We start from the raw sequence: 19,213 nt of genomic DNA, 5'->3' as shown, positions 1-19,213 counted from the left end.
TCTAAACCGGCTACCGGGTCAGGCCCGAGCAAGCACCTCGTCGTCGCTCATCGCCGCGACCTCCAGGTAAAGCGCGGCGACGCCGTGCAATCGGCCGGGGGTGCCGAGGGCGGTTTCCCTGGCGGTGAGCCGCTGGGCGAGGTCGGCGACGGTGCGGCCGATCAGCAGGTCGGCCACCAGCGCGTGGTCCACATCGAGCCATTCGCGCACGCGAGCGATGGCCGTGGTCGCCAGCACCGAATCGCCGCCCGCGGCGAAGAAGTCGTCGTGCACACCGATCCGGTCCAGGCCGAGTACTTCCGCGACGATCGCGGCCAGCGCCGCTTCCAGCGGACCGCTCGGCGCGGCGTCCCGCGCTTCGGCGCCTGCCGGTTCGAGAAGGGCGAGCACGGCGCGGCGATCCAGTTTTCCGTTGTCGGTCAACGGCATTCGGTCGAGGAGCTCGATCCTGGACGGGATCATGTAGCCGGGCAACAGGTCCGAGACCGCCGCGATGATCTCGGCGACGGTACCGGTCGCGCCTGCGACGGCGGCGACGAGTTTCGGTGCCGCGCCGCCCACCACGGCGGCCACCGCGTGCCGGACACCGGGTGCGCTGCGCAGTCCGCTCTCCACCTCACCGAGTTCCACGCGGTAGCCGCGGATCTGCACCTGATGGTCGGCGCGGCCGAGGAATTCGATGGTGCCGTCCGGCCAGTACCGCGCCAGGTCGCCGGTTCGGTACCAGCGGATGTCGTTGTGCAGGACGAAACGTTCGGCGGTCCGCTCCGGGTCGTTGCGGTAGCCCGCCGCGACATTCGCACCGCCGACCCAGAATTCGCCGGGCACCCAGTCGGGGCAGTCACGACCCGCCGCGTTGACGACCCGGCAGCGCACATTGCGCAGCGGCACCCCGAAGGGCACCGTCGCCCAGTGCTCGGGCGGGTCGGTCACCTCGCAAATGGTGTTGTGGATGGCGGTTTCGGTGGCACCGCCGAGGCCAGCGAAGCGGCAGCCGGGCACCTGGCGGGCGAGCCTGCGGGCCAGGTCGGCGCCGACCCAGTCGCCGCCGAGGGTTACCGCACGCAGCGAATCGCCGAGCTGGTCGCCGCCGACGTCCAGGATCATGTCCAGCATGCTTGGCACACAGTTGAGGATCGAAACCCGATGATGCCGAAGCAGTTCCACCCAGGTGGTGGCCTCCGCGCGCTGCTCGGCGTCCAGTGCGACCACGGCGCCGCCCACCGAGAACATGCCGAACATGTCGTAGACCGAGGCATCGAATTCCAGCGCGGAGAGTCCGAGTACCCGGTCGTGCGCGCCGACCTCGAACCAGCTGTTCACCGCGTCGATGGTGTTCATCGCGGCGCTGTGCGGCACGTCGACACCCTTCGGCACGCCGGTGGAGCCGGAGGTGAACAGCACGTAGGCGATCGCGTCCGTCTCGGGTATCACCGGTTCGGGCAGTGGGTTCGGATGATTGCGTGCCGTGGACAGTGGCAAACAGGTGATCTCGGTGCGGCCGACATCCGCGCCGTCGACAGTGAGTGCCGCGACCACGTCACCGGTGCGCAGGATCTCCGCGCGGCGCCCGACCGGCTGGTCGAACCCGATCGGGAGGTAGCAGGCGCCGGCGGCCAGCACGCCGAGCACGGCCAGAATTTGGTCGGGCCCCTTGGGCAGCTGTACCGCGACTGTCTGCCCCGGCCGAACTCCGTTGTCTCGCAACGCTCCTGCGACGGAGAGTGCCTGGGCGGCCAGTTCGCGATAGGTCCAGCCGCCGTCGACACCCCACAGCACCGCCGGAGAATCGGGGGCGGCAACGGCGTGCTGGAAGAAGCCCTCGTGCAGCGCGCGCCCGCTCACCGGTCCGTCCGTCGCGTTCACCGCGGCGCGCACCGAAGCCTGCGAGACCGGCAGTCGCACAGCGGCTTCGGCATCCCAGCCGGCGGCGCCAGCGAGCCTGCCGATGGCGTCGGTGTAGCTGGCGAACATCGCGTCGATCATTCCCCCGGGGAAGGCCGATTCCCGCACATCCCAGTTGAGCAGGAGTCCGCCACGCACCTCGGTGACCTGGGCGTCCAGCAAGACCTGCGGGCCCTGCGAGATGATCCAGACCGGTTCACCGAAGGTGTCGGTCACCGACTCGGCGAACAACTCGCCCAGGTTCAGCGCGCTGGTGTAGACGATGGGCGCGAGCACCGGCTCGCCGCGCTGACGCCCCAGATCGCGCAGCACCTCCAGGCCCGAATACGCGGTGTGCGCGCCACTTTCGTGCATGGCGCGCTGTAAAGCCTTGGCCCGCTCCGTGACCGTCACGTCCGCGCTGACGTCCACCTCGAGCATGATCGACGAGGTGAAATCGCCGATGACGCGATCCACGTCCGGATGCACCGGTTCCCGATGGAACAGCGGCACATTCAACAGGAACCGGCTCTGCGCCGACCAGCCGCCGATGGTCTCGGCGAACACCGCGGCCAACGCCATTGCCGGGGTGACGCCGCGGGCATGGGCGGCGGCGAGCAGGCGCTGCTTCGCCTCCGGTGCGAGCCAATGATCGTAGCGGACGGTGCGGTGCGGGTCGGTGCGTTCGCTGACCGGGATCGTCGGCAGCTCGGGTGCGCCGGGCAGCTCGGGTAGCCGCCGCTGCCACCACTGCCGATCCCGCTGCCACGCGGCGGTGTCGGTGGTGCGCTCGGTGCGGTAGCGCCGATAGCTGTAGCCCTGCGGCGGCAACGTCGCGCCGTGGTACAGCTCGGCGAGGTCGGCGATCAGCACCCGGTAGCTCATCGCGTCACCGGCCAGCATGTCGACATCGAGGTGCAGCCGGGTCCGGTCGTCGGCGAGCAGGCTCAGCGTCACATCCAGCACCTGGCCGTCCTCGATCGCCAGCCGCTGATGTGTTTTGGTGTCGCGCAGGCGAGCCAGTTCCGCCTCGGCCGCGCCGCCGGGGAGAGCGCGCAGATCGACCACGGAGAAGACCGGGCGCTCGGCCGCTGCCATCGTCTGCTGCGTGCCGTCCGGCAGAAACCTGGTGCGCAGCATCGGGTGTGCGGCAACGAGGTCACCGACCGCGCGCTCGAGCCGCACGGGATCAACTGCGGTGCCGTCGAATTCGACGTACAGATGGGCGGCGACACCCCCGAGATCCTGCTCGTCCGAGCGGCCGATCCAGTAGGCATGCTGCATCGTCGCCAGCGGGAAGGGGGCGAATTCATCCTCGGATGCCACCGAGAGAGTCGGCGCGGTGGCGCCGGCAGCGGTGGCCGCGGCGGCGGTGGCAGCGGCGACCTCGGCGGCGGCAGTGCTGGTGGCTGCAACTTCAGCGGCAGCAACGCCGACCACCTCCGCAGCGGCGGCGGCAGTGGCGGCGGCAACTTCAGCGGCAGCAACGCCAGCGACCTCAGCACCGGCAGCCTCGGATGGCGCAGCGGCGGCTTGGACCGCGATCTCGGTGGCGGCAATCTTGTCGCCGGCCCCGAGCAGGTGCGCCCATTGCGCGACCGTCGGCGCGGCGGCGAGCTGGGCGAAGTTGATCTCGGCGCCGCGCTTGCGCCAACCACCGGCCAGCTTCATGGTGCGGATGGAGTCCAGGCCGAGCTGGATGAGGTCGGCGTTGTCGTCGATCGCGTCGGCGGGCACGCCGAGGTGCTCGGCGAGGGCGGCGCGGATGTCGGCGCGTGCGATCACCGGTCCCCTGGCTGCGCTTTCCTTATGTTCCGCCCCGCCCCCCGGTCGCTGTGCTGGCTCCATCTGGCGCTGTCACTCCTTGGTCGCCGCCGTGTCCGGCGGATCGAGACTGCTCGATCGAGCGTATCGCATTGAGATAGGGTTGCCTTACCTACATTCGCCGGGAGCGGCGTGAGCTACCTGTGAGGCAGACCGTGACTTCGACATCCACCCCGCATCGCGATGGTTATGTGCCCTTCCCCACCGCGGCGGGCGAGGCGTATCGGGCGGCCGGGTACTGGCGCGGTCGCGCGCTGGGCGACCTGTTGCGGGAGACGGCACGGCGGCATCCGCACCGGCCCGCGCTGCTCGATGCCGAGGCCACGCGCAGTTATGCCTGGCTGGACGCCGAGGCCGACCGGATGGCGCACGGACTGCTGGCGCTGGGCATCGCGCCTGGGGACCGGGTGGTGGTGCAGCTGCCGAACATGCCGGAGTTCCTGACTGTGCTGTTCGGCTTACTGCGCGCCGGGATCATTCCCGTACTGACCCTGCCCGCGCACCGGCGGGCCGAAATCGAACATCTGGCAGCCCTTTCCGATGCCGTCGCGTACATCGTCATCGATCGGCTCGGCGACTTCGACTACCGCGAGCTGGCCGCCGCCGTGCGCGAGTCGGTGCCCTCGCTGCGGCACGTGCTGGTGCTCGGCGAGCCAGGGTTCGGCGTCGGTCTGAATGCGATACCGCGCGCGGGTGGTTCGCTGCCGGAGATCGACCCGGGCGATATCGCGTTGATGCTGGTTTCCGGCGGCACCACGGGTCTGCCGAAGCTGATCGCGCGCACGCACGACGACTACGCCTACAACGCCACGGCAAGCGCCGAGGTCTGCGCGCTCACCGAGAACGATGTCTATCTCGCGACTCTGCCCGCGGCGCACAACTTCCCGCTGGCCTGCCCGGGCATCCTCGGCACGGTGAGCGTCGGCGGCGCGGTCGCCTTCGTCACCGATCCCAGCCCGGAGAGCGCCTTCGCGACCATCGAACGGCACGGCGTCACGGTGACCGCCGTAGTGCCGCCGCTGGCTCAGCTGTGGTGTGCCGCAACCGAATGGGAGGCGGCCGACCTCAGCTCGCTGCGACTGCTCCAGGTCGGCGGTGCCAGGCTCGCCGAGGTCAATGCTCGTGCGGTCGGACCCGCGCTCGGTGCCACCCTGCAGCAGGTGTTCGGCATGGCCGAGGGACTACTCAACTTCACAAGGCTCGACGACCCCGACGAGCTGGTGCACACCACCCAGGGGCGGCCACTGTCCCCCGCCGACGAGATCCGGATCGTCGACGCGGCAGGCGACGATGTGGCACCTGGCGCGGAGGGTGAACTGCTCACCAAGGGTCCGTACACCATTCGCGGCTACTACCGCGCACCCGAGCACAACGCCCGCGCCTTCACCCCCGACGGTTACTACCGCAGCGGCGACCTGGTGCGCCGGTTGCCCAGCGGGCACCTGGTGGTCTCCGGCCGGATCAAGGACGTCATCAACCGCGGCGGCGAGAACATCTCGTGCGACGAGCTCGAGGAGCACCTGCTCACCCACCCGGCCGTCCGGCATGCCGCCGCCGTCGGGCTGCCCGATCCGGCCGTCGGTGAAAAGGTCTGCGCCGTACTGGTGGTCGACGGCGAGATGCCGACACTGGCCGAGATCAAGAACTTCCTCGCCGCGCGCGGCTTGGCGACGTACAAGCTGCCCGATGTGTTGCGCCGCTCGGCCCAGCTGCCGATCACGGCCGTCGGCAAGATCGACAAGAAAGCACTGCGCGGTGTCGAGAGCTGATGGGGCTGTCGAAACAGCGGCTCGCCGCTACGGGTGGCATTCCAGGGAACACAATGGGCAGCGCACCTTTCGATGCGCTGCCCGACGGCGGTACTACCCGGAGGAGTTCGCTACTGCGCCCGCACCACGTAGGGCGCGATGCTGCCGAGCTTCTCGCAGGTCTCCTCGAATTCCCGCTCCGGCTTGGACTGCGCGACGATGCCCGCCCCCGCGCGCAACCAGGCACCTTCGGTGGTCTGATAGATCGCCCGCAGCACCAGGGTCGCCTCCAGTGCGCCGTTCGGCGAAACCGTCACCACCGCACCGGAATACAACCCGCGCGGATCGTGATCGAGTCGGAACACCGAATCGATGCCCGCGTGCTTGGGGATCCCGGAGGCGGTGACCGAGGGGAACAGCACCTCGAGCGCTTCCCAACTGGACCGGTCGGCGGCCAGCCTGCCGCACACCGTGGAGGACAGGTGCTGCACGCTGCCGCGCTCGCGCACCGCCATGAAGTCGGAGACGGCGGTGCTACCCGGATCGGACACCGACGCCATCTCCGCGAACGAAGTCTGCACCGAAATCGCGTGCTCCACGATCTCTTTGGGATCAGTGAGCAGGTCGGCCCGCGCCGCCATATCGATCTCCGTGCCACGCCCGAAGGCACGGGTGCCCGCGACCGGTTCGGTGGTCACCAGACGATTCTCGTCGACGGATGCGACGAGCTCCGGGCTGAACCCGGCCGCTTCGAGCCCACCGAGCCGCAGCAGGAACGAACGCGCGGGCGTGTTGTGCGCGCGACCGAGCCGATAGGTCGCGGGGATGTCCACCACGAACGGCAGATCGACCTTCCGCGACAGGATGACCTTCTGATAGCGGTTCGCCTCGATCTCGCCGACCGCCTTGGCCACCCGGTCGGCATAAGCCGTCGGGTCCAGCCGGACATCCGTCGGATGCGGTTGCGGCAGTTCGGTTTCCTGTGATTCGGTGATCAGGTCGTGGATGTCGCCGGTCTCCGCCGGGGTGGCACCGGAGACCCGGATGCCGAACTCGCCGATCCGGACCTCGATGCGCGGAATCATCAACTGCACCAGCGTGGTCCGCGGGTCCAGATACTGCGTCGCGTCGAATGCCCATGCGCAGAACTCGAATCCGATCCAGCCGTAGGCATTGCGTCCGTCGAGCGGCAGCAAGCCGAGTGCCCGATCGACGACGCCGGCCGGGCGGCCCTCCCACGGGGTCACGGTGGTCTGCCCCGCCCAGGTGACCCGCAGTTCCTCGACATCCAGCTCGATACCGCCGATCGGATCGGCCGCGAACACCCACTCGCCCGGTCGCTCGTACATCACGTACTCGCCGAACCGATCCGCCCCCGCCAGCCGGGACATCGCTGCCGCCGGATCGGTCACATACTCAACCCGCAAGCGTTCGTCCGTGGTCGACAACGATCCTCCAAAGCTCTAGCTGGCCCATCTTTAGAGGTAAGGTTAGCATTACCTGATTACGCTCGTACTGTGCTAGCGAACACAACGACCGAGTGCGGCCCGGTCATTTCGGGGGCACAGCCAGCGCGGAGCGCTCGACGCTCAGCAAACTCTCCGCACTGTGTTCCGCGTGGTACGCGGCCGCGCCACCGCGCAGCCCGAACAGCCGCTTGGAGGACAGCAGCCACACCACCGCGGCGATATTGACCAGAAGCGCGCCGACCCGCAGCGCGGTGACCTTCTCGGTCAGTTCATAGATCTCCAGCGGCAGAAACAGACTCGTCGCGACGACGGCGAAGTACTCACCCCAGCGTTTCACCAGCCACAGCCCGAGCGCCTCGATGCCCTGCAACGTCGCGTAGACGAAGATGCCGACCGCCACCCACAACAGCGTCGTATTCGACAAGGAGAACGCCTCATCGATCAGATGCACGATCTTGGACCGATCGATATCCCAGCCGATCTGATCGGCGAACGGCCGCAGCAGCGGCAGATCCTGATCGAACGCGGCCCGCATGGTCTCCCGCGATGACCGGAACTTCAACACGCCCAGTGCGGCGACCACGAGCAGCAGCCCGCGCAGCAACCGCTCGATCGCCAAGGCCCGCATCAGCCAGCGATCCCGCAGCAGCCGCCCGCGCGGCACCTCGGGCGCGTGATCGGCAGGCCCCGACCCCACCGGCGCACCCGGCACGAAGGTCCCGCACCGCAGACAGCGCCACGCCACCCCGGCCACGGTGTCGACCCGTAGCCGTTCGGCCAGCTCCGCCTCGTCCGGCGCATAGGTGTAGTGACCGTGCCAACCGCACGCGCGTAAGGCCCAATCCATCAGCGCAGCGTAATTCGCCGCGCCGACGGAACGCGGGATCCTGGCCGCGCGTTCAACTTGCGCGCCCGAGTGCCTGCGCGAAACAGACCTCGGGGGATTCAATAGGGAGATCTTCAGTCGGAGGGAACCAGGCATGATCGAGCACCGTGGCGGAGCGCCCGCGGACATCGGGCGAGCGACGGCACCGGGGTCGGTGGTGGCGCTGGTGGACGCGGCATCCGGGGTGGAGCGCGAACTCATCGGCAGCTGGTTGGCCGAGGGCGGTATCGCCAAGGAATTCGGCACCGATGCCCCGATCACCCAGTTGGATCTGGACGCGGGGGCCATCGCTACCCGGCTGGTCGGCAGGCACGATGATCCGCTGGTGGTGCCGGTGCGCGTGCTCTGGCTGCCGCCGGAACGCGACGGCGTCCGCCGGATCACCTTCGCGGACATGGCGCTGCTGACCAACCCGCGCAAGCCGAACCGGCTGGCGCAGCGCAAGCTGGTCGGCCAACCGAACCGGCACGTGGTGCTGACCGGACAGCCCGCGCTGCTCAGCGAACTGCGCACGAACAACCCGGAAGCCGCCGCGCTGGTCACCAAGGGCACGGGCGAGCCGTTCGCCCGCGCCATCGTGCGCGCCGCGGTGGTGGCGCTGGAGCGCGCCGAACGCACCATCATCGGCGACCGGTACAAGGTGCCCCGGCTGGTGGCCGAGGAGATCATGGACTCCCCCGATTTCGTGCGCAGGCTCGAGCTCATCGCCGACCAGATCGGCGCGGCCCCGCACGAGGTGTATCGCCGCGCGGAGAAGGCGTTGAACGAACTCGTCGCCGCGCAAAGCAGATTGGTCTCCGACCTGTTCACCCAGGCGATGCGGCCGATCCACGCGTCGACCTGGAAGGTGGACTCCGACGATTCGGGGCTGGCCGCGCTGCGCGACCTCAACCGCCGCTACCCGCTGGTGTTCCTGCCCTCACATCGCTCCTACGTCGACGCGTTCGTGCTCGGTGATGTGCTGGCCCGCAACGACTTCCCGCCAAACCATGTGATCGGCGGAGCCAACCTCAGCTTCTGGCCGATGGGGCCGATCGCCCGGCGCACCGGAACCGTGTTCATCCGGCGCAGTTTCGGCGACGACGAGGTGTACAAGGCGGTCGTCGAGGAGTACTTCGCCTTCCTGCTGGCCAAGCGATTCAACCTGGAGTGGTACTTCGAAGGCGGCCGCACCCGCACCGGCAAGCTGCGCCCACCGCGCTACGGACTGCTGAATTACCTTGCGGCGGCGGTGCGTGCCGATCGGGTCGAGGACGTCATGCTGGTTCCGGTGTCGATCACCTACGAGCGGCTCAACGAACTCGGAGCCATCGCCACCGAACAGGTCGGCGGCCGGAAGAAGCCCGAGGGTCTCGCCTGGCTCGCGCGTTACATCCGGAGCCAACAGCATTCGGCTGGGCACGTGTATGTGCGGTTCGGCGAACCGCTTTCGGCCCGCGACCGACTCGCGGCACATGGTGACCCGCTCGTCACACCACCGTTGACCATCCCGCTGCACCGCACCGAGCCCGCGCCGGCCGGACTCACCGAGACCGGGCAGGGCGAGCCGGACACACCCGAGGTCGCCGAGCTGGAGCGTAAGGCCGTGCAGCGGTTGGCCTTCGAGATCGCCGTCGGGATCAACGCGGTCACGCCGGTGACGGTGAACGCGCTGGTTACGCTCGCGCTGCTCGGTGTGCACGAGCGCGCGCTCACCCTCGGCGAGGTGCGCACGGTGCTGGCTCCGGTGCTCGGCTACATCCGCAAGCGCGAGCTGCCGCACGGCGAGCTGGACACCTTGCAGGACGATCAGGGTCTGGCCGTTGTGCTGGAACAGCTTTCGCTGGCGAAGGTGGTGACGGTCTACCGCGGCGGGTTGGAGCCGGTGTACTCGATCGAGGCGGGCGCGCACCTCGAGGCCGCGTTCTACCGCAACAGCGCGGTGCACTGGTTCGTGCACCGCGCCATTCTCGAACTGTCCATCCTGGCCGCGCTCGACAGCGACGGCGCCGACCAGCTGAGCACCGGCTGGGACGAGGCGTTCCGGCTGCGCGACCTGTTGAAGTTCGAGTTCTTCTTCCCCGAGCGGGCCGAGTTCGCCGAGCAGATCACGGCGGAGATGCTGCTGCTGGATCCGCAGTGGCGCAGCCACACCCGCGACAACACCCTCGGCTCCGAGGTGATGGCCAAGCTCACCGACTCCGGCTTCATGATGGCGCACCGCGTGCTCCGCTCGTTCTTCGACGCGCAGCTGGTGGTGGCCGAACGACTGGCCGACCGCGACCCCGAGATCGAGCTCGATCGCAAGCAGTTCATCGCCGAATGCGTCGCGGTCGGCAAGCAGATGATGCTGCAACAGCGGCTGCACAGCCCAGAATCGGTCTCTACCGAATTGTTCACCAGCGCACTGAAACTCGCCGACAACTACGGCCTGCTCGAACCGGTGGCGAACGACTCGGCCAAGCGCAGAGCGGAATTGACCGAGCGCCGAGTGGAATTCGCGGATCGGCTGCGCACCATCGGCGCGCGCATCTCGCAGGCGGCCGCGCTCGATCCGTCCAACCGGGAGACTCGGTGAACAGTGAGCTGCACGCCGCGACCGAGGCGATCCGGTCCGGTCCGCAAGGCCCCGAGGTGGCCGCGATCTTCGACTTCGGCGGGACCGTCGTCAGCGGGTTCGCCCGCCCCAGGCTGTTTCACCGGCGTAGCGTCGAGGCCGTCCTGCTCAGCGGGATCCGCACCGGCACCACCGACGGTGAATACGGGCGTTACCTGCACCAGCTCACCGAGGCGCTGGCGGGCAAGCCGGAGGACGAACTGGCCGCGCTGGGCGAGCGGCTGTTCCGGCGCACCGTTTACGGCCACCTGTATCACGAAGCATGGCAACTGATTCGGACCCATCAGGCGGCCGGGCACACCGTGGTGCTGGCCAGCTCGCTGACCCGCTTCCAGGTCGCACCCACGGCGGCCGCGCTGGGCATCGAGCAGGTGCTGTACACCCCGATGGCGACCCAGGACGGCATACTCACCGGTTACGTCGACGGCAAGACGTTGTGGCGCAACGGCAAGGCCGAAGCCGTCCGCGAGTTCGCCGCCGACAACATAGATCTCGCGCGCAGCTACGCCTACACCGCCAACGCCGCCGATCTGCCGCTGCTGTCGCTGGTCGGCCATCCGACGGCGGTGAACCCCGACGAGCAGCTGACTGCTCTTGCCGCGAAGCACGATTGGCCGGCGCTGCACTTCCGGCCTCGGCGAGGCCCCCGCCCCACCGACTACGTGCGCACCACAGCGGGCTTCGCCGGACTGCTCGGCGGCGCGTTCTACGGTGTCGCGGCCAAGTCGCCCACCAGGGACCGTCGGCAGATGGCCGACGCGCTGCTCGAGCACGCTGCGGGAAACACCCTGAGCATCGCGGGCGTGCACCTGCGGGTGACCGGCGCCGCCAACGCCCGCGCGCGCCGGCCCGCAGTGTTCCTGTTCAACCACCAGAGCCAGTTCGACATCATCATCGTTCCCGAGGTGCTGTGCGGCGGCGTCACCGGAATCGGCAAGAAGGAGCTGACCCGCAACCCGGTCTTCGGCCCGCTGATGCGCTTCGTCGGCGTCACCTTCATCGATCGCTCCAGCACCGACAAGGCCAAGGCCGCCCTCGCGCCCGTCGTCGATACCTTGCGTAGCGGACTGTCGATCGCCGTCGCTCCCGAGGGAACCCGTTCGTACACACCGGATGTCGGGCCGTTCAAGAAAGGCGCGTTCCACATCGCCATCCAGGCCGGGGTGCCGATCATCCCGATCGTCATCCGCAATGCGGGCGAAATCTGCTGGCGCAACTCGATGGTCGCGCGCCCCGGCACGGTGGACGTCGCGATCCTCGACCCCATCGACGTCAGCGGCTGGGATCCGAACGACATGGACGACAAGGTCGCGGCGGTCCGGCAGCTGTACCTGGACACATTGCTGAACTGGCCGGAGCCCGACGCGGGCTGACCGGCGCTCGCGCGAACCCCGTTGCGCCACCCCGCATTCCACTGCCGCGGCGCCGCCCAGTGTGATTCACGCCACTCGACGTCCGGCTTGACCTAAATAATTGTTCAGGTTTCACCATTGTTCTCAGTACCAAGCACACAGCTTCGGATGAGGAGAACATCATGACCACCACGCAAACCATCGCCCCCACCCTGCGTATCCCGGCGGTCAACCGTCCGGTCGCCGTCCTCGGCAGCGTCGTCGTCGCGGTCGCCGTCAACCTGATCGTCTGGCTGATCGGCGAGGCGGCGGGCGGCTCGTTCGAGGTGGTCGACAAGGGCGTCACCACCTACGTCGGCGGCAGCGGGGTGGTCGTGTCGTCCGGGGTGCCGCTGCTCATCGGCATGACCCTGGCCGCGCTGCTGTCCTACCGCTGGGTCGGCGTGCTGCGGGTGGCTCAGATCGTCGGCAGCGTGCTCGCCGTGGCGACCATCGGCCTGACCGTCGCCGCCACGTTCGACACCGTCAGCACCATCGCGCTGTCGGTCATGCACCTGGTGCTGGCACCGGTCATCATCGTCGGACTGGAGGCGCTGCGTCGCGGACTCACCGCTTGATCCGCCACGAACCACTAAGGGCCCCATCTCCATAGCGGAGATGGGGCCCTGCTGGTTGTTTCGGTGGGTGCGCTCAGACCGACTTGCCGAAGAGCAGCTTCCACGGCATCAGCGCCGACTCCAGCTGCACCTTCAGGCTCATCTTGGAGGCGCCCAGGGTGCGCTCCTCGAAGCGGATCGGCACCTCGGCGATCTCGATGCCCCGCTTGACCGTCCGGTAGTTCATCTCGACCTGGAACGAATACCCGTTGCTGCGGATCGACGCGACGTCGATGGCGCGCAACGTGTCCGCCTTCCACGCCTTGAACCCGGCGGTGGCGTCCTTCACATGCAGCCGCAGGATCAGGTTCACGTAGAAGTTGGCCCACGCCGACAGCGCCTTGCGATGCCACTTCCATTCTTCGGCGGTGGAGCCGCCCGGCACGTAGCGCGAGCCGAGCACCACGCCGGCATCGGTGGTCGTCAGCCGCTCCAGCATGGCCGGAATCACCTCGGCCGGGTGCGACAGGTCGGCGTCCATCTGGATCACCACGTCGGCGCCTTCGTCCAGCGCCCGGGTGATCCCGGCGATGTAGGCCCGGCCCAGACCGTCCTTCTCGGTGCGGTGCAGCACGCCGACCACGTTCGGCAGCTCCGCGGCCAGCTTGTCGGCGACCTCACCGGTGCCGTCCGGTGAACTGTCGTCGACCACGAGTACGTGCAGGTCGGGCACCGGCAGCGCGGTGAGCCGCGCCACCGCAACCGGCAGATTTTCCCGCTCGTTGTAGGTCGGCACAACAACGGTAACCCTCAAGGGTCGCCCTCCCTGCTGATCCTGGTCCAGCCCGCAGCCCACGTCAGGACCACCGAGCATTCGTCTGAGTTCTGAGAAACCGTACTTGATAGACCTGAACAGGGCTCCCTCGCCTCTCCGGGCCTCAGGCCCGGCTCAGCATGCGACGGAGCGGCATCGGCGACGCGCGATAGTCAGCCGGTACCCGCCGAGTTACTCCTGTTCGGACGAAATCGGTTGCCACTCAGCACATGCGAGAAAGCGCCCGGTCACCGTCGCGTCAATCGGAGTCCGCGGCATCAGCCTGCGCATTGCGCGCCTTGACGATCTCCAATGCCCGCTCCGCGGTCGCCTGGTCCGGATACGGCCCCATCCGATCCTGGAACCAGCACTGCCGACCTTTCTCGGCGCGCTTGTGCTTCAAGCAGTAATACCAGCGCTCAGCCATGCCTCCAGCATTCCACCGTCAGCCGCCCCCACACTGCTTTTCCAAGATCACGATTGTCGTGCGTGGCACACCATCGAGTGAACTACTCGCGTTTTGCCGCAGCCATGTGCCACTCACGCGAGCTGACGGAAGTTGACGAGCGCGTCGATGAGCAGAATTGCGCCGAACGTCACGAACAGGACCCGTAATGCGGACGGGGCGTACCGAGTGAGCACACGCACGATCGTGCGGTACACCCGCCTGGCTCTAGTTGTTCGCCGGAGCGAAAGCAACAACACCAGCAACGGCGGCAACAAAGCAAGCGCACAGTAGGCGACCACGATCAACGGCCAGAACGCAGGCAACGGATCCTGCGCCGAGATCATCGCCAGCCCCGCCAGATACGGCACCGCCGTCGGCGCCTGCACCAGACCAATTGCCATCCCGACGAATCCGAACAACCACGGCCGCCGCCGCAACACCCCCGCCCACCCCGGCGTCCCCCGCTGCCGAACCACCGGCACCGCACTGACCGCGATCAACACCACCCCCAACACCAACTCCCCCCAATACCGCACCCCAGGCGTCAACTCGAACGCCACCAACTCGCTCAAAAAGTTCAGCCCCAGCACCGTACAGAGCCCAAACCCCGTGGTAACCGCGAAAACCCCCGCAATAAAACTCACCCCACCCGGCAACGGCGACCGCCGCCCCAGCCGACTGTCCGCCACCACCGCCGTAGTAACCCCCACCAACAACACATCCAAGGAATCCAGCACCGCAAACCCCGCGAGCGCCAGTAAGAGAGCCACCATGTCCCGCCCAGCCTACGGACGACTCCCCGCCGGGACATCACGCAGGCGCTACGCGCACTTCGCCGCCCGCAAGTCCCACTCGCGAACACCGACTGGCGCCGCCGGGCCATGATGGCGGACATCATCAGCCGCAGCACAAGCGCCAGGATGCAGAGCGACACCCAGGCGACCCGCGGGCCTGGGCCCGGCCGGATAGCTCGCCGCGGCGGCGGTCGGACCCGATCTGGCTCATGGTCGAGGCGGCGAAGGCCTTCCTCCGACAATGATGCCGACGACGAACCCACCCGGCACGTTCCAGTCAATTCCGCACCTGCCCACCAACGCAACCACGGTCCGGGGGTTCGGGGGGCGAAGCCCCGCCGAGCGGGGCGTGGGGGTTGCACCCCCACAAGACACGAACGAAACGAGCCCCGCACGCGCTGTCCGCGTGCAGGGCTCGCCTACGAGTGAAGTGGCCAGGGCCGGGATCGAACCGGCGACCTTCCGCTTTTCAGTCAGGCACAAAACCGCTGATCAGAGACCATTTGCGTACTGATGACTCCCCCGTGCCCTACCTGCTGTTAGTGCTGCACGAGGATGGTTCGGGGCAGTCCGGCCGCGTCACCTCGGGCTGCGAGCTTGCTCAGCTCGGCCGCGACCTCTTTGTCCCGCCCGTCGACGGCGTGCATGTAGCGCATCGCGGCCGCGCTGGAAGAATGGCCCAGTCTCTTTTTCAGGTCGGCAAGGGTCGCACCCGTGCTTGCGGCGAGGGTCTGGCCTGTATGCCGGAGGTCGTGAAAGGTCACCGCGACGCCGACACGATCCCGTGCCCGTACGAATGCTTGGTAGATCGCGTTTCCGCGCATCCGCTCGCCGTCGCGACCGACGAACAGCCAGGTCTTGCCCGACCACTTCTCCTGGTGTTCGACCAGGTACGGCCGGAGGTGCGGCGGGATCGACACGGGTCGTTTGCCTGCATCGGTCTTGGGGTCTGGTCCTTGTCGAACGCGTCGTGCTGAGCACGACATGAGCCGTACCCGACCTACCTCCGCAGCAGATCACGAATCCTCCGGCGCCGTACGAGGCGACTGGCTGTGGTCACGACAAGTCGACCACATCTCAGAGTGTCCGATCCGCACTGCAAGTCGCATCGAATACCAGGCGATACCGTGACCTGTTCAGCAGGTTTACCTCCACCGAAGGGAACTACTGTGCGCATCCACCGTCCACGAGCCGCGGTGCTATTGACAGCGTGCGTGATGTCAGCCAGCAGCTGGCTGATCGCCGCCCCCGCAGCCCACGCTGAAACAGAAACCACCTATGAATGCACCTTGCTGTTCAGAGCCCTCAACGACCCCAACGAGAGGGCGCAGGGCGGCCCTACATACGGCCACAACTGCAAATCTGTCAGCGGACCGGCGCACGACATGCTCAAGGGTGTCGTGAACCTGACCGGCAGTATCGACGGGCACAAGTTCAAGTGCTACACCGGCGCTGTCGATCTGCCGGACCTCTGGGCCTACCAATGCAAAGACGTGAGCGGAAGTTCTGAAAGCGTCGACGAAGGCGGCGAGTCGGGCGGCGAGTAGGGCGGCGAGTAGGGCGGCGAGTAGGGCGGCGAAGGCTAGAACTTGACCACAGGGGAGCGGGCCTGAACTGGTCTGATCCCCTGTGAGCATGACTGAGGGTCTACGGATCGCGGAAGCCCATTGAAGCCTGCTCCTCATGGCCCCAATTGTCTGACCTCACTCGGCCGAGTCAAGGGAAAGAGCGCCCTTGACACGACCTCCCTCCGCTCAGGGATGGCCAGTATGAGGAAGCAGGGGAAGGGAAGTCACCGGGAAGCCCGTGCACTCCGCGTGCATCAAGCCCCGGTTTTCTACGGTCAACCAGGGTAACGAATGTCACAGTGCCCCAACGGGGTATCGACGCGAAAATCCCCCGACCAGGTGATATGTCGAGGGGATTTGGTGGCCAGGGCCGGGATCGAACCGGCGACCTTCCGCTTTTCAGGCGGACGCTCGTACCAACTGAGCTACCTGGCCGCAGGCACCCGAGTTGAATGCCATACGCGAAACGCCGGATTGCTCCGGCGCCTCTTCTGCGACCCTGACGGGACTCGAACCCGCGACCTCCGCCGTGACAGGGCGGCGCGCTAACCAACTGCGCCACAGGGCCTTGCGTACTACCAACGGTCCGAAGACCGTACCCCCTACGGGATTCGAACCCGCGCTACCGCCTTGAAAGGGCGGCGTCCTAGGCCGCTAGACGAAGGGGGCTCGTCTCCGGATTTCTCCGGAACCGGCTTCAACGGCTGTCCGTTGGGAGCCCGGTTAGCTTATGACAGACCGGACTCGTTTCCCAAACCGGCTGGTCAAAGGCCCAAACTGAGCTCTTCGAGCCGTGCACGGGTGCGCCAGCCGTCGTTGCGGAACTTCTCGGTCCATTCCGGGGTGGCCATGGACTCGACGACGACCTCGAGTGCTTCCTCGAAGCGAGCGCGCAGGTCGATGCCGGAGCCTTGCGCGTCGACCAGGTAGCGCTGGCCGGCCAGGGCGGCGGTCAGCGTGCGGGTGAACCGGTCGGCGTCCGCGTCGGCGCGCAGCTGTCCCTGATCGATGGCGCGGACGGTGAGCGCACGGGTGGCGCGCCCGAGGATCCGTCCGCCACCGCTTTGCACGTCTCGATAGAAGTCCGGTTCGATGATCAACCGGTATTCGGCTTGCACGATGATGTCGTGTTCGAGCCGTAGTGCCATCTCGTCGACCATGCCGTGCATGATGTCCAGTGGTCCGAGATCCGTTCGGCCGAGCCAACGCTCGGCCGATGCGCGATAGCGTTCGACCGCCGTCTCCAGTACGGCGCGCGCGAGATCTTCCTTGGAATCGAAATGGAAGTACATGGCGCCCTTGGTGGCACGCGACCCTTCCAATATGCGGTTGAGCGATGCAGCGGCATAGCCGCTCTTCCCGAACTCAACGGCGGCGGACCTGATAATCGCCGCACGTGTCCGGCGGGCCCGCTCTTGCTGCCGTGCCATGCTCGAAACGCCTCCGAAGCCTACTCGCCGCCAAACAGCCACCCCCAAAGGAACGGGCCCTTGGCGCGAAGTTATGAGTTTTATCAATACTTCAAACCGGGTTTTCGCCCAGTTTCAAACTTTCGGTACGAAAACTTGCGAAAAACCTGAAACACACCAGCTGGTATAGTTTTCCTGCCCGGGTGCACCGCAGGGGGTGCGCACCCGGGTATTCCTTTGTCTCGGATCTGCCTCCCGCGGCGTTGTGTTCAGGGAAGCCGCGATCGGCCGGACCGGTCGCGACAAGTTCGGGCACATCAACGATAAGCCGAATTCCGAATCACCGGACCAGTCGGCGATTCTTTCGGAATTCATCAAGTCGTCACCGTACCCGGAAACCCCATCCGACACGCGGCAAACCGACGAGTCAGGTAACTGACCGGCTCGGTTTACTGTTACAGCAAACATCTCGCAACCAAACTTCGGCGCATACCAGTTCCCCCAATTCGACAGCGTCGCAGCAACGTTCACCCGAGCAGACCGGACCACCGGCCCGCCGATCCTCGGTCGGGCGCCTGCCCGCTCACCCCACCGGTGCACGCACCCGAGCTCAGACCCCTCGCCCCCCGCAAATCCAAAGACATTGCTAGCCAACATGATTGGATGGTAGCCAATTCTCGGCGCGATGAACAAAGTTGGGTACCAAATGTTTACCGACAAGATCGCGCGCCAGACGTCCCGCGTTACCAGGCGCCACAACAAGTCTCGGCGCCGGATTGCCGTCACTCGCCGGCGCCCGCGCACAGCGGCAGCGGCGAACCCGCGACGCGCCCGCTCCCCCATTTGGGCCATCGCGGCAGCGCCTACTACACTGGCCCACCGCGCCCCTATAGCTCAGTTGGTAGAGCTACGGACTTTTAATCCGCAGGTCGTAGGTTCGAGCCCTACTGGGGGCACTCGTCGGGCGCCCGGTTCCACCGGGCGCCCGCTCTCGTTTCCCAGCGGCCGTCATCGCGCCCCCGGCGCGCGGGATCGGAAAGCCCGCACTCGCTCCGAGCATTCCCCTACTGTGAGCGCGACAGGGGCAATCCTGGTCTTCCCTCGACAAGGCGGAGCTGATGACTTCCTTCGATGATTTGCTCGCTCAGGTACCCATCGCCCAGATCGCCGCGAAGCTCGGCGTAGACGAGAACACCGCGACCACCGCGGTCCAGGCGGCGCTGCCCACGCTGCTCGGCGGACTGCAGGCGAACGCGACCCAGCCCGAAGGCGCGGCCTCGCTGGTCGGCGCGCTGGACAACCACGGTGGCCTGGTCGAGGGCGCAGGCCAGGTGGACATCGACCAGGTCGACGTCGCCGACGGCTCGAAGATCGTCGAGAACGTTTTCGGCGACGAGAAGAACACGGTGATCAGCGCGCTCGGCGCGACCGAGGGCACCGGCGGCAACGACCTGATCGCCAAGCTGATGCCCATCCTCGCGCCGATCGTGCTCGCCTACCTGGCCAAGCAGCTGACCGGCGGCGGCGGAGACGCCGCGCCGCAGACCCAGCCGCAGGCAGGCAACGGCGGGATCGGCGACGTGCTCGGCGGTTTGCTCGGCGGCAGTAGCAAAAGCGGGGGCATCGGCGGCGCGATCGGCGAGGCGCTGGCCAAGAACGCCGGTGGCGCACTCGGAAACGTACTCGGCGGTCTGTTCGGCGGGAAACGCTGACCGGGGCGGACTATACGATTCACCCGCGCGTGTGGAGTACAGCACGCCGCGCTAACACTCCTCGGCCCGTGGCGATAATCCCCTCGCTGCGGGCCGAAGCCATACACTCGACA

General features: G+C 67.3%; 14 protein-coding genes and 4 tRNA genes. 7 read left to right on the top strand and 11 right to left on the bottom strand.

From position 1 onward, the window contains the following. Window positions 1-18: 18 nt before the first annotated feature. On the bottom strand, window positions 19-3,669 hold the full coding sequence (locus tag DMB37_RS24350) for an amino acid adenylation domain-containing protein (protein WP_240771639.1): 3,651 nt from the start codon (window positions 3,667-3,669) through the stop codon (window positions 19-21). Between the two features lie 194 nt (window positions 3,670-3,863). Here DMB37_RS24350 and DMB37_RS24345 point away from each other — a divergent pair, with 194 nt between their 5' ends. Beyond that, window positions 3,864-5,477 (top strand): (2,3-dihydroxybenzoyl)adenylate synthase, encoded by a 1,614-nt coding sequence (locus tag DMB37_RS24345; RefSeq protein WP_135234665.1) that lies wholly within the window; start codon window positions 3,864-3,866, stop codon window positions 5,475-5,477. A 110-nt stretch (window positions 5,478-5,587) separates the two neighbouring features. Here DMB37_RS24345 and DMB37_RS24340 read toward each other — a convergent pair whose 3' ends face one another. Then, entirely contained in the window at window positions 5,588-6,904 is a 1,317-nt protein-coding gene (locus DMB37_RS24340; RefSeq protein ID WP_135234664.1) for a salicylate synthase, read from the bottom strand. Between the two features lie 103 nt (window positions 6,905-7,007). Then, window positions 7,008-7,775, bottom strand: coding sequence for a DUF2127 domain-containing protein (locus DMB37_RS24335; protein ID WP_206055373.1), 768 nt, complete (start codon window positions 7,773-7,775; stop codon window positions 7,008-7,010). Between the two features lie 130 nt (window positions 7,776-7,905). Here DMB37_RS24335 and DMB37_RS24330 point away from each other — a divergent pair, with 130 nt between their 5' ends. From DMB37_RS24330 to DMB37_RS24320, 3 genes are all read left to right on the top strand, one after another. Next, window positions 7,906-10,368 carry a glycerol-3-phosphate 1-O-acyltransferase gene (locus tag DMB37_RS24330; RefSeq protein ID WP_135234662.1) on the top strand — a complete coding sequence of 821 codons (2,463 nt, stop codon included), beginning with the start codon at window positions 7,906-7,908 and terminating at the stop codon, window positions 10,366-10,368. Then, window positions 10,365-11,780, top strand: coding sequence for an HAD-IB family hydrolase (locus DMB37_RS24325; RefSeq protein WP_206055011.1), 1,416 nt, complete (start codon window positions 10,365-10,367; stop codon window positions 11,778-11,780). The genes DMB37_RS24330 and DMB37_RS24325 overlap by 4 nt, the downstream gene beginning before the upstream one ends. A gap of 161 nt (window positions 11,781-11,941) precedes the next feature. Continuing rightward, complete coding sequence (locus tag DMB37_RS24320; RefSeq protein ID WP_135234661.1) at window positions 11,942-12,376, top strand: DUF6069 family protein; 435 nt, start codon at window positions 11,942-11,944, stop codon at window positions 12,374-12,376. Between the two features lie 73 nt (window positions 12,377-12,449). Here DMB37_RS24320 and DMB37_RS24315 read toward each other — a convergent pair whose 3' ends face one another. From DMB37_RS24315 to DMB37_RS24305, 4 genes are all read right to left on the bottom strand, one after another. Beyond that, complete coding sequence (locus DMB37_RS24315; protein WP_107654018.1) at window positions 12,450-13,151, bottom strand: polyprenol monophosphomannose synthase; 702 nt, start codon at window positions 13,149-13,151, stop codon at window positions 12,450-12,452. A 277-nt stretch (window positions 13,152-13,428) separates the two neighbouring features. Further along, window positions 13,429-13,596, bottom strand: coding sequence for a hypothetical protein (locus tag DMB37_RS40650; protein ID WP_167768922.1), 168 nt, complete (start codon window positions 13,594-13,596; stop codon window positions 13,429-13,431). A 113-nt stretch (window positions 13,597-13,709) separates the two neighbouring features. Further along, the gene (locus DMB37_RS24310) at window positions 13,710-14,390 is read right to left on the bottom strand and encodes a GAP family protein (protein ID WP_135234660.1); all 681 of its coding nucleotides are present in this window, start codon (window positions 14,388-14,390) and stop codon (window positions 13,710-13,712) included. 560 nt (window positions 14,391-14,950) lie between these two features. Further along, window positions 14,951-15,331, bottom strand: coding sequence for a site-specific integrase (locus tag DMB37_RS24305; RefSeq protein WP_206055009.1), 381 nt, complete (start codon window positions 15,329-15,331; stop codon window positions 14,951-14,953). Window positions 15,332-15,628: 297 nt separating this feature from the next. On the opposite strand from DMB37_RS24305, the gene DMB37_RS24300 reads away from it, so the two are divergent. Continuing rightward, a complete protein-coding gene (locus tag DMB37_RS24300) occupies window positions 15,629-15,958 on the top strand; it encodes a hypothetical protein (protein ID WP_135234658.1) in 330 nt (109 codons plus the stop codon). A 379-nt stretch (window positions 15,959-16,337) separates the two neighbouring features. On the opposite strand, the gene DMB37_RS24295 is transcribed toward DMB37_RS24300, so the two are convergent. From DMB37_RS24295 to DMB37_RS24280, 4 genes are all read right to left on the bottom strand, one after another. Beyond that, window positions 16,338-16,414 (bottom strand) — tRNA-Phe (locus tag DMB37_RS24295). Between the two features lie 59 nt (window positions 16,415-16,473). Then, window positions 16,474-16,547, bottom strand: a tRNA-Asp gene (locus DMB37_RS24290). A gap of 28 nt (window positions 16,548-16,575) precedes the next feature. After that, window positions 16,576-16,648 (bottom strand) — tRNA-Glu (locus tag DMB37_RS24285). Between the two features lie 95 nt (window positions 16,649-16,743). Next, entirely contained in the window at window positions 16,744-17,409 is a 666-nt protein-coding gene (locus tag DMB37_RS24280) for a TetR/AcrR family transcriptional regulator (RefSeq protein ID WP_135234657.1), read from the bottom strand. Window positions 17,410-18,271: 862 nt separating this feature from the next. On the opposite strand from DMB37_RS24280, the gene DMB37_RS24275 reads away from it, so the two are divergent. Both DMB37_RS24275 and DMB37_RS24270 read left to right on the top strand, forming a co-directional pair. Then, a tRNA-Lys gene (locus tag DMB37_RS24275) sits at window positions 18,272-18,344 on the top strand. A gap of 162 nt (window positions 18,345-18,506) precedes the next feature. Continuing rightward, a complete protein-coding gene (locus tag DMB37_RS24270; protein ID WP_135234656.1) occupies window positions 18,507-19,100 on the top strand; it encodes a DUF937 domain-containing protein in 594 nt (197 codons plus the stop codon). Window positions 19,101-19,213: the final 113 nt, after the last annotated feature.

Origin of the sequence: Nocardia sp. CS682, assembly GCF_004634405.1 — a bacterium.
Classification (GTDB): domain Bacteria; phylum Actinomycetota; class Actinomycetes; order Mycobacteriales; family Mycobacteriaceae; genus Nocardia; species Nocardia ninae.
The sequence above is the reverse complement of the archived record's forward strand: the minus strand, read 5'-3'. Positions and strand labels throughout refer to the sequence as shown.

Excerpts from the sequence above, each read along its gene's own strand:
- DMB37_RS24320 (WP_135234661.1), top strand. The coding sequence starts at position 11,942 with ATGACCACCACGCAAACCATCGCCCCCACCCTGCGTATCCCGGCGGTC.
- DMB37_RS24270 (WP_135234656.1), top strand. The coding sequence starts at position 18,507 with ATGACTTCCTTCGATGATTTGCTCGCTCAGGTACCCATCGCCCAGATC.
- DMB37_RS40650 (WP_167768922.1), bottom strand. The coding sequence starts at position 13,596 with ATGGCTGAGCGCTGGTATTACTGCTTGAAGCACAAGCGCGCCGAGAAA.
- DMB37_RS24300 (WP_135234658.1), top strand. The coding sequence starts at position 15,629 with ATGTCAGCCAGCAGCTGGCTGATCGCCGCCCCCGCAGCCCACGCTGAA.
- DMB37_RS24310 (WP_135234660.1), bottom strand. The coding sequence starts at position 14,390 with ATGGTGGCTCTCTTACTGGCGCTCGCGGGGTTTGCGGTGCTGGATTCC.
- DMB37_RS24280 (WP_135234657.1), bottom strand. The coding sequence starts at position 17,409 with ATGGCACGGCAGCAAGAGCGGGCCCGCCGGACACGTGCGGCGATTATC.
- DMB37_RS24330 (WP_135234662.1), top strand. The coding sequence starts at position 7,906 with ATGATCGAGCACCGTGGCGGAGCGCCCGCGGACATCGGGCGAGCGACG.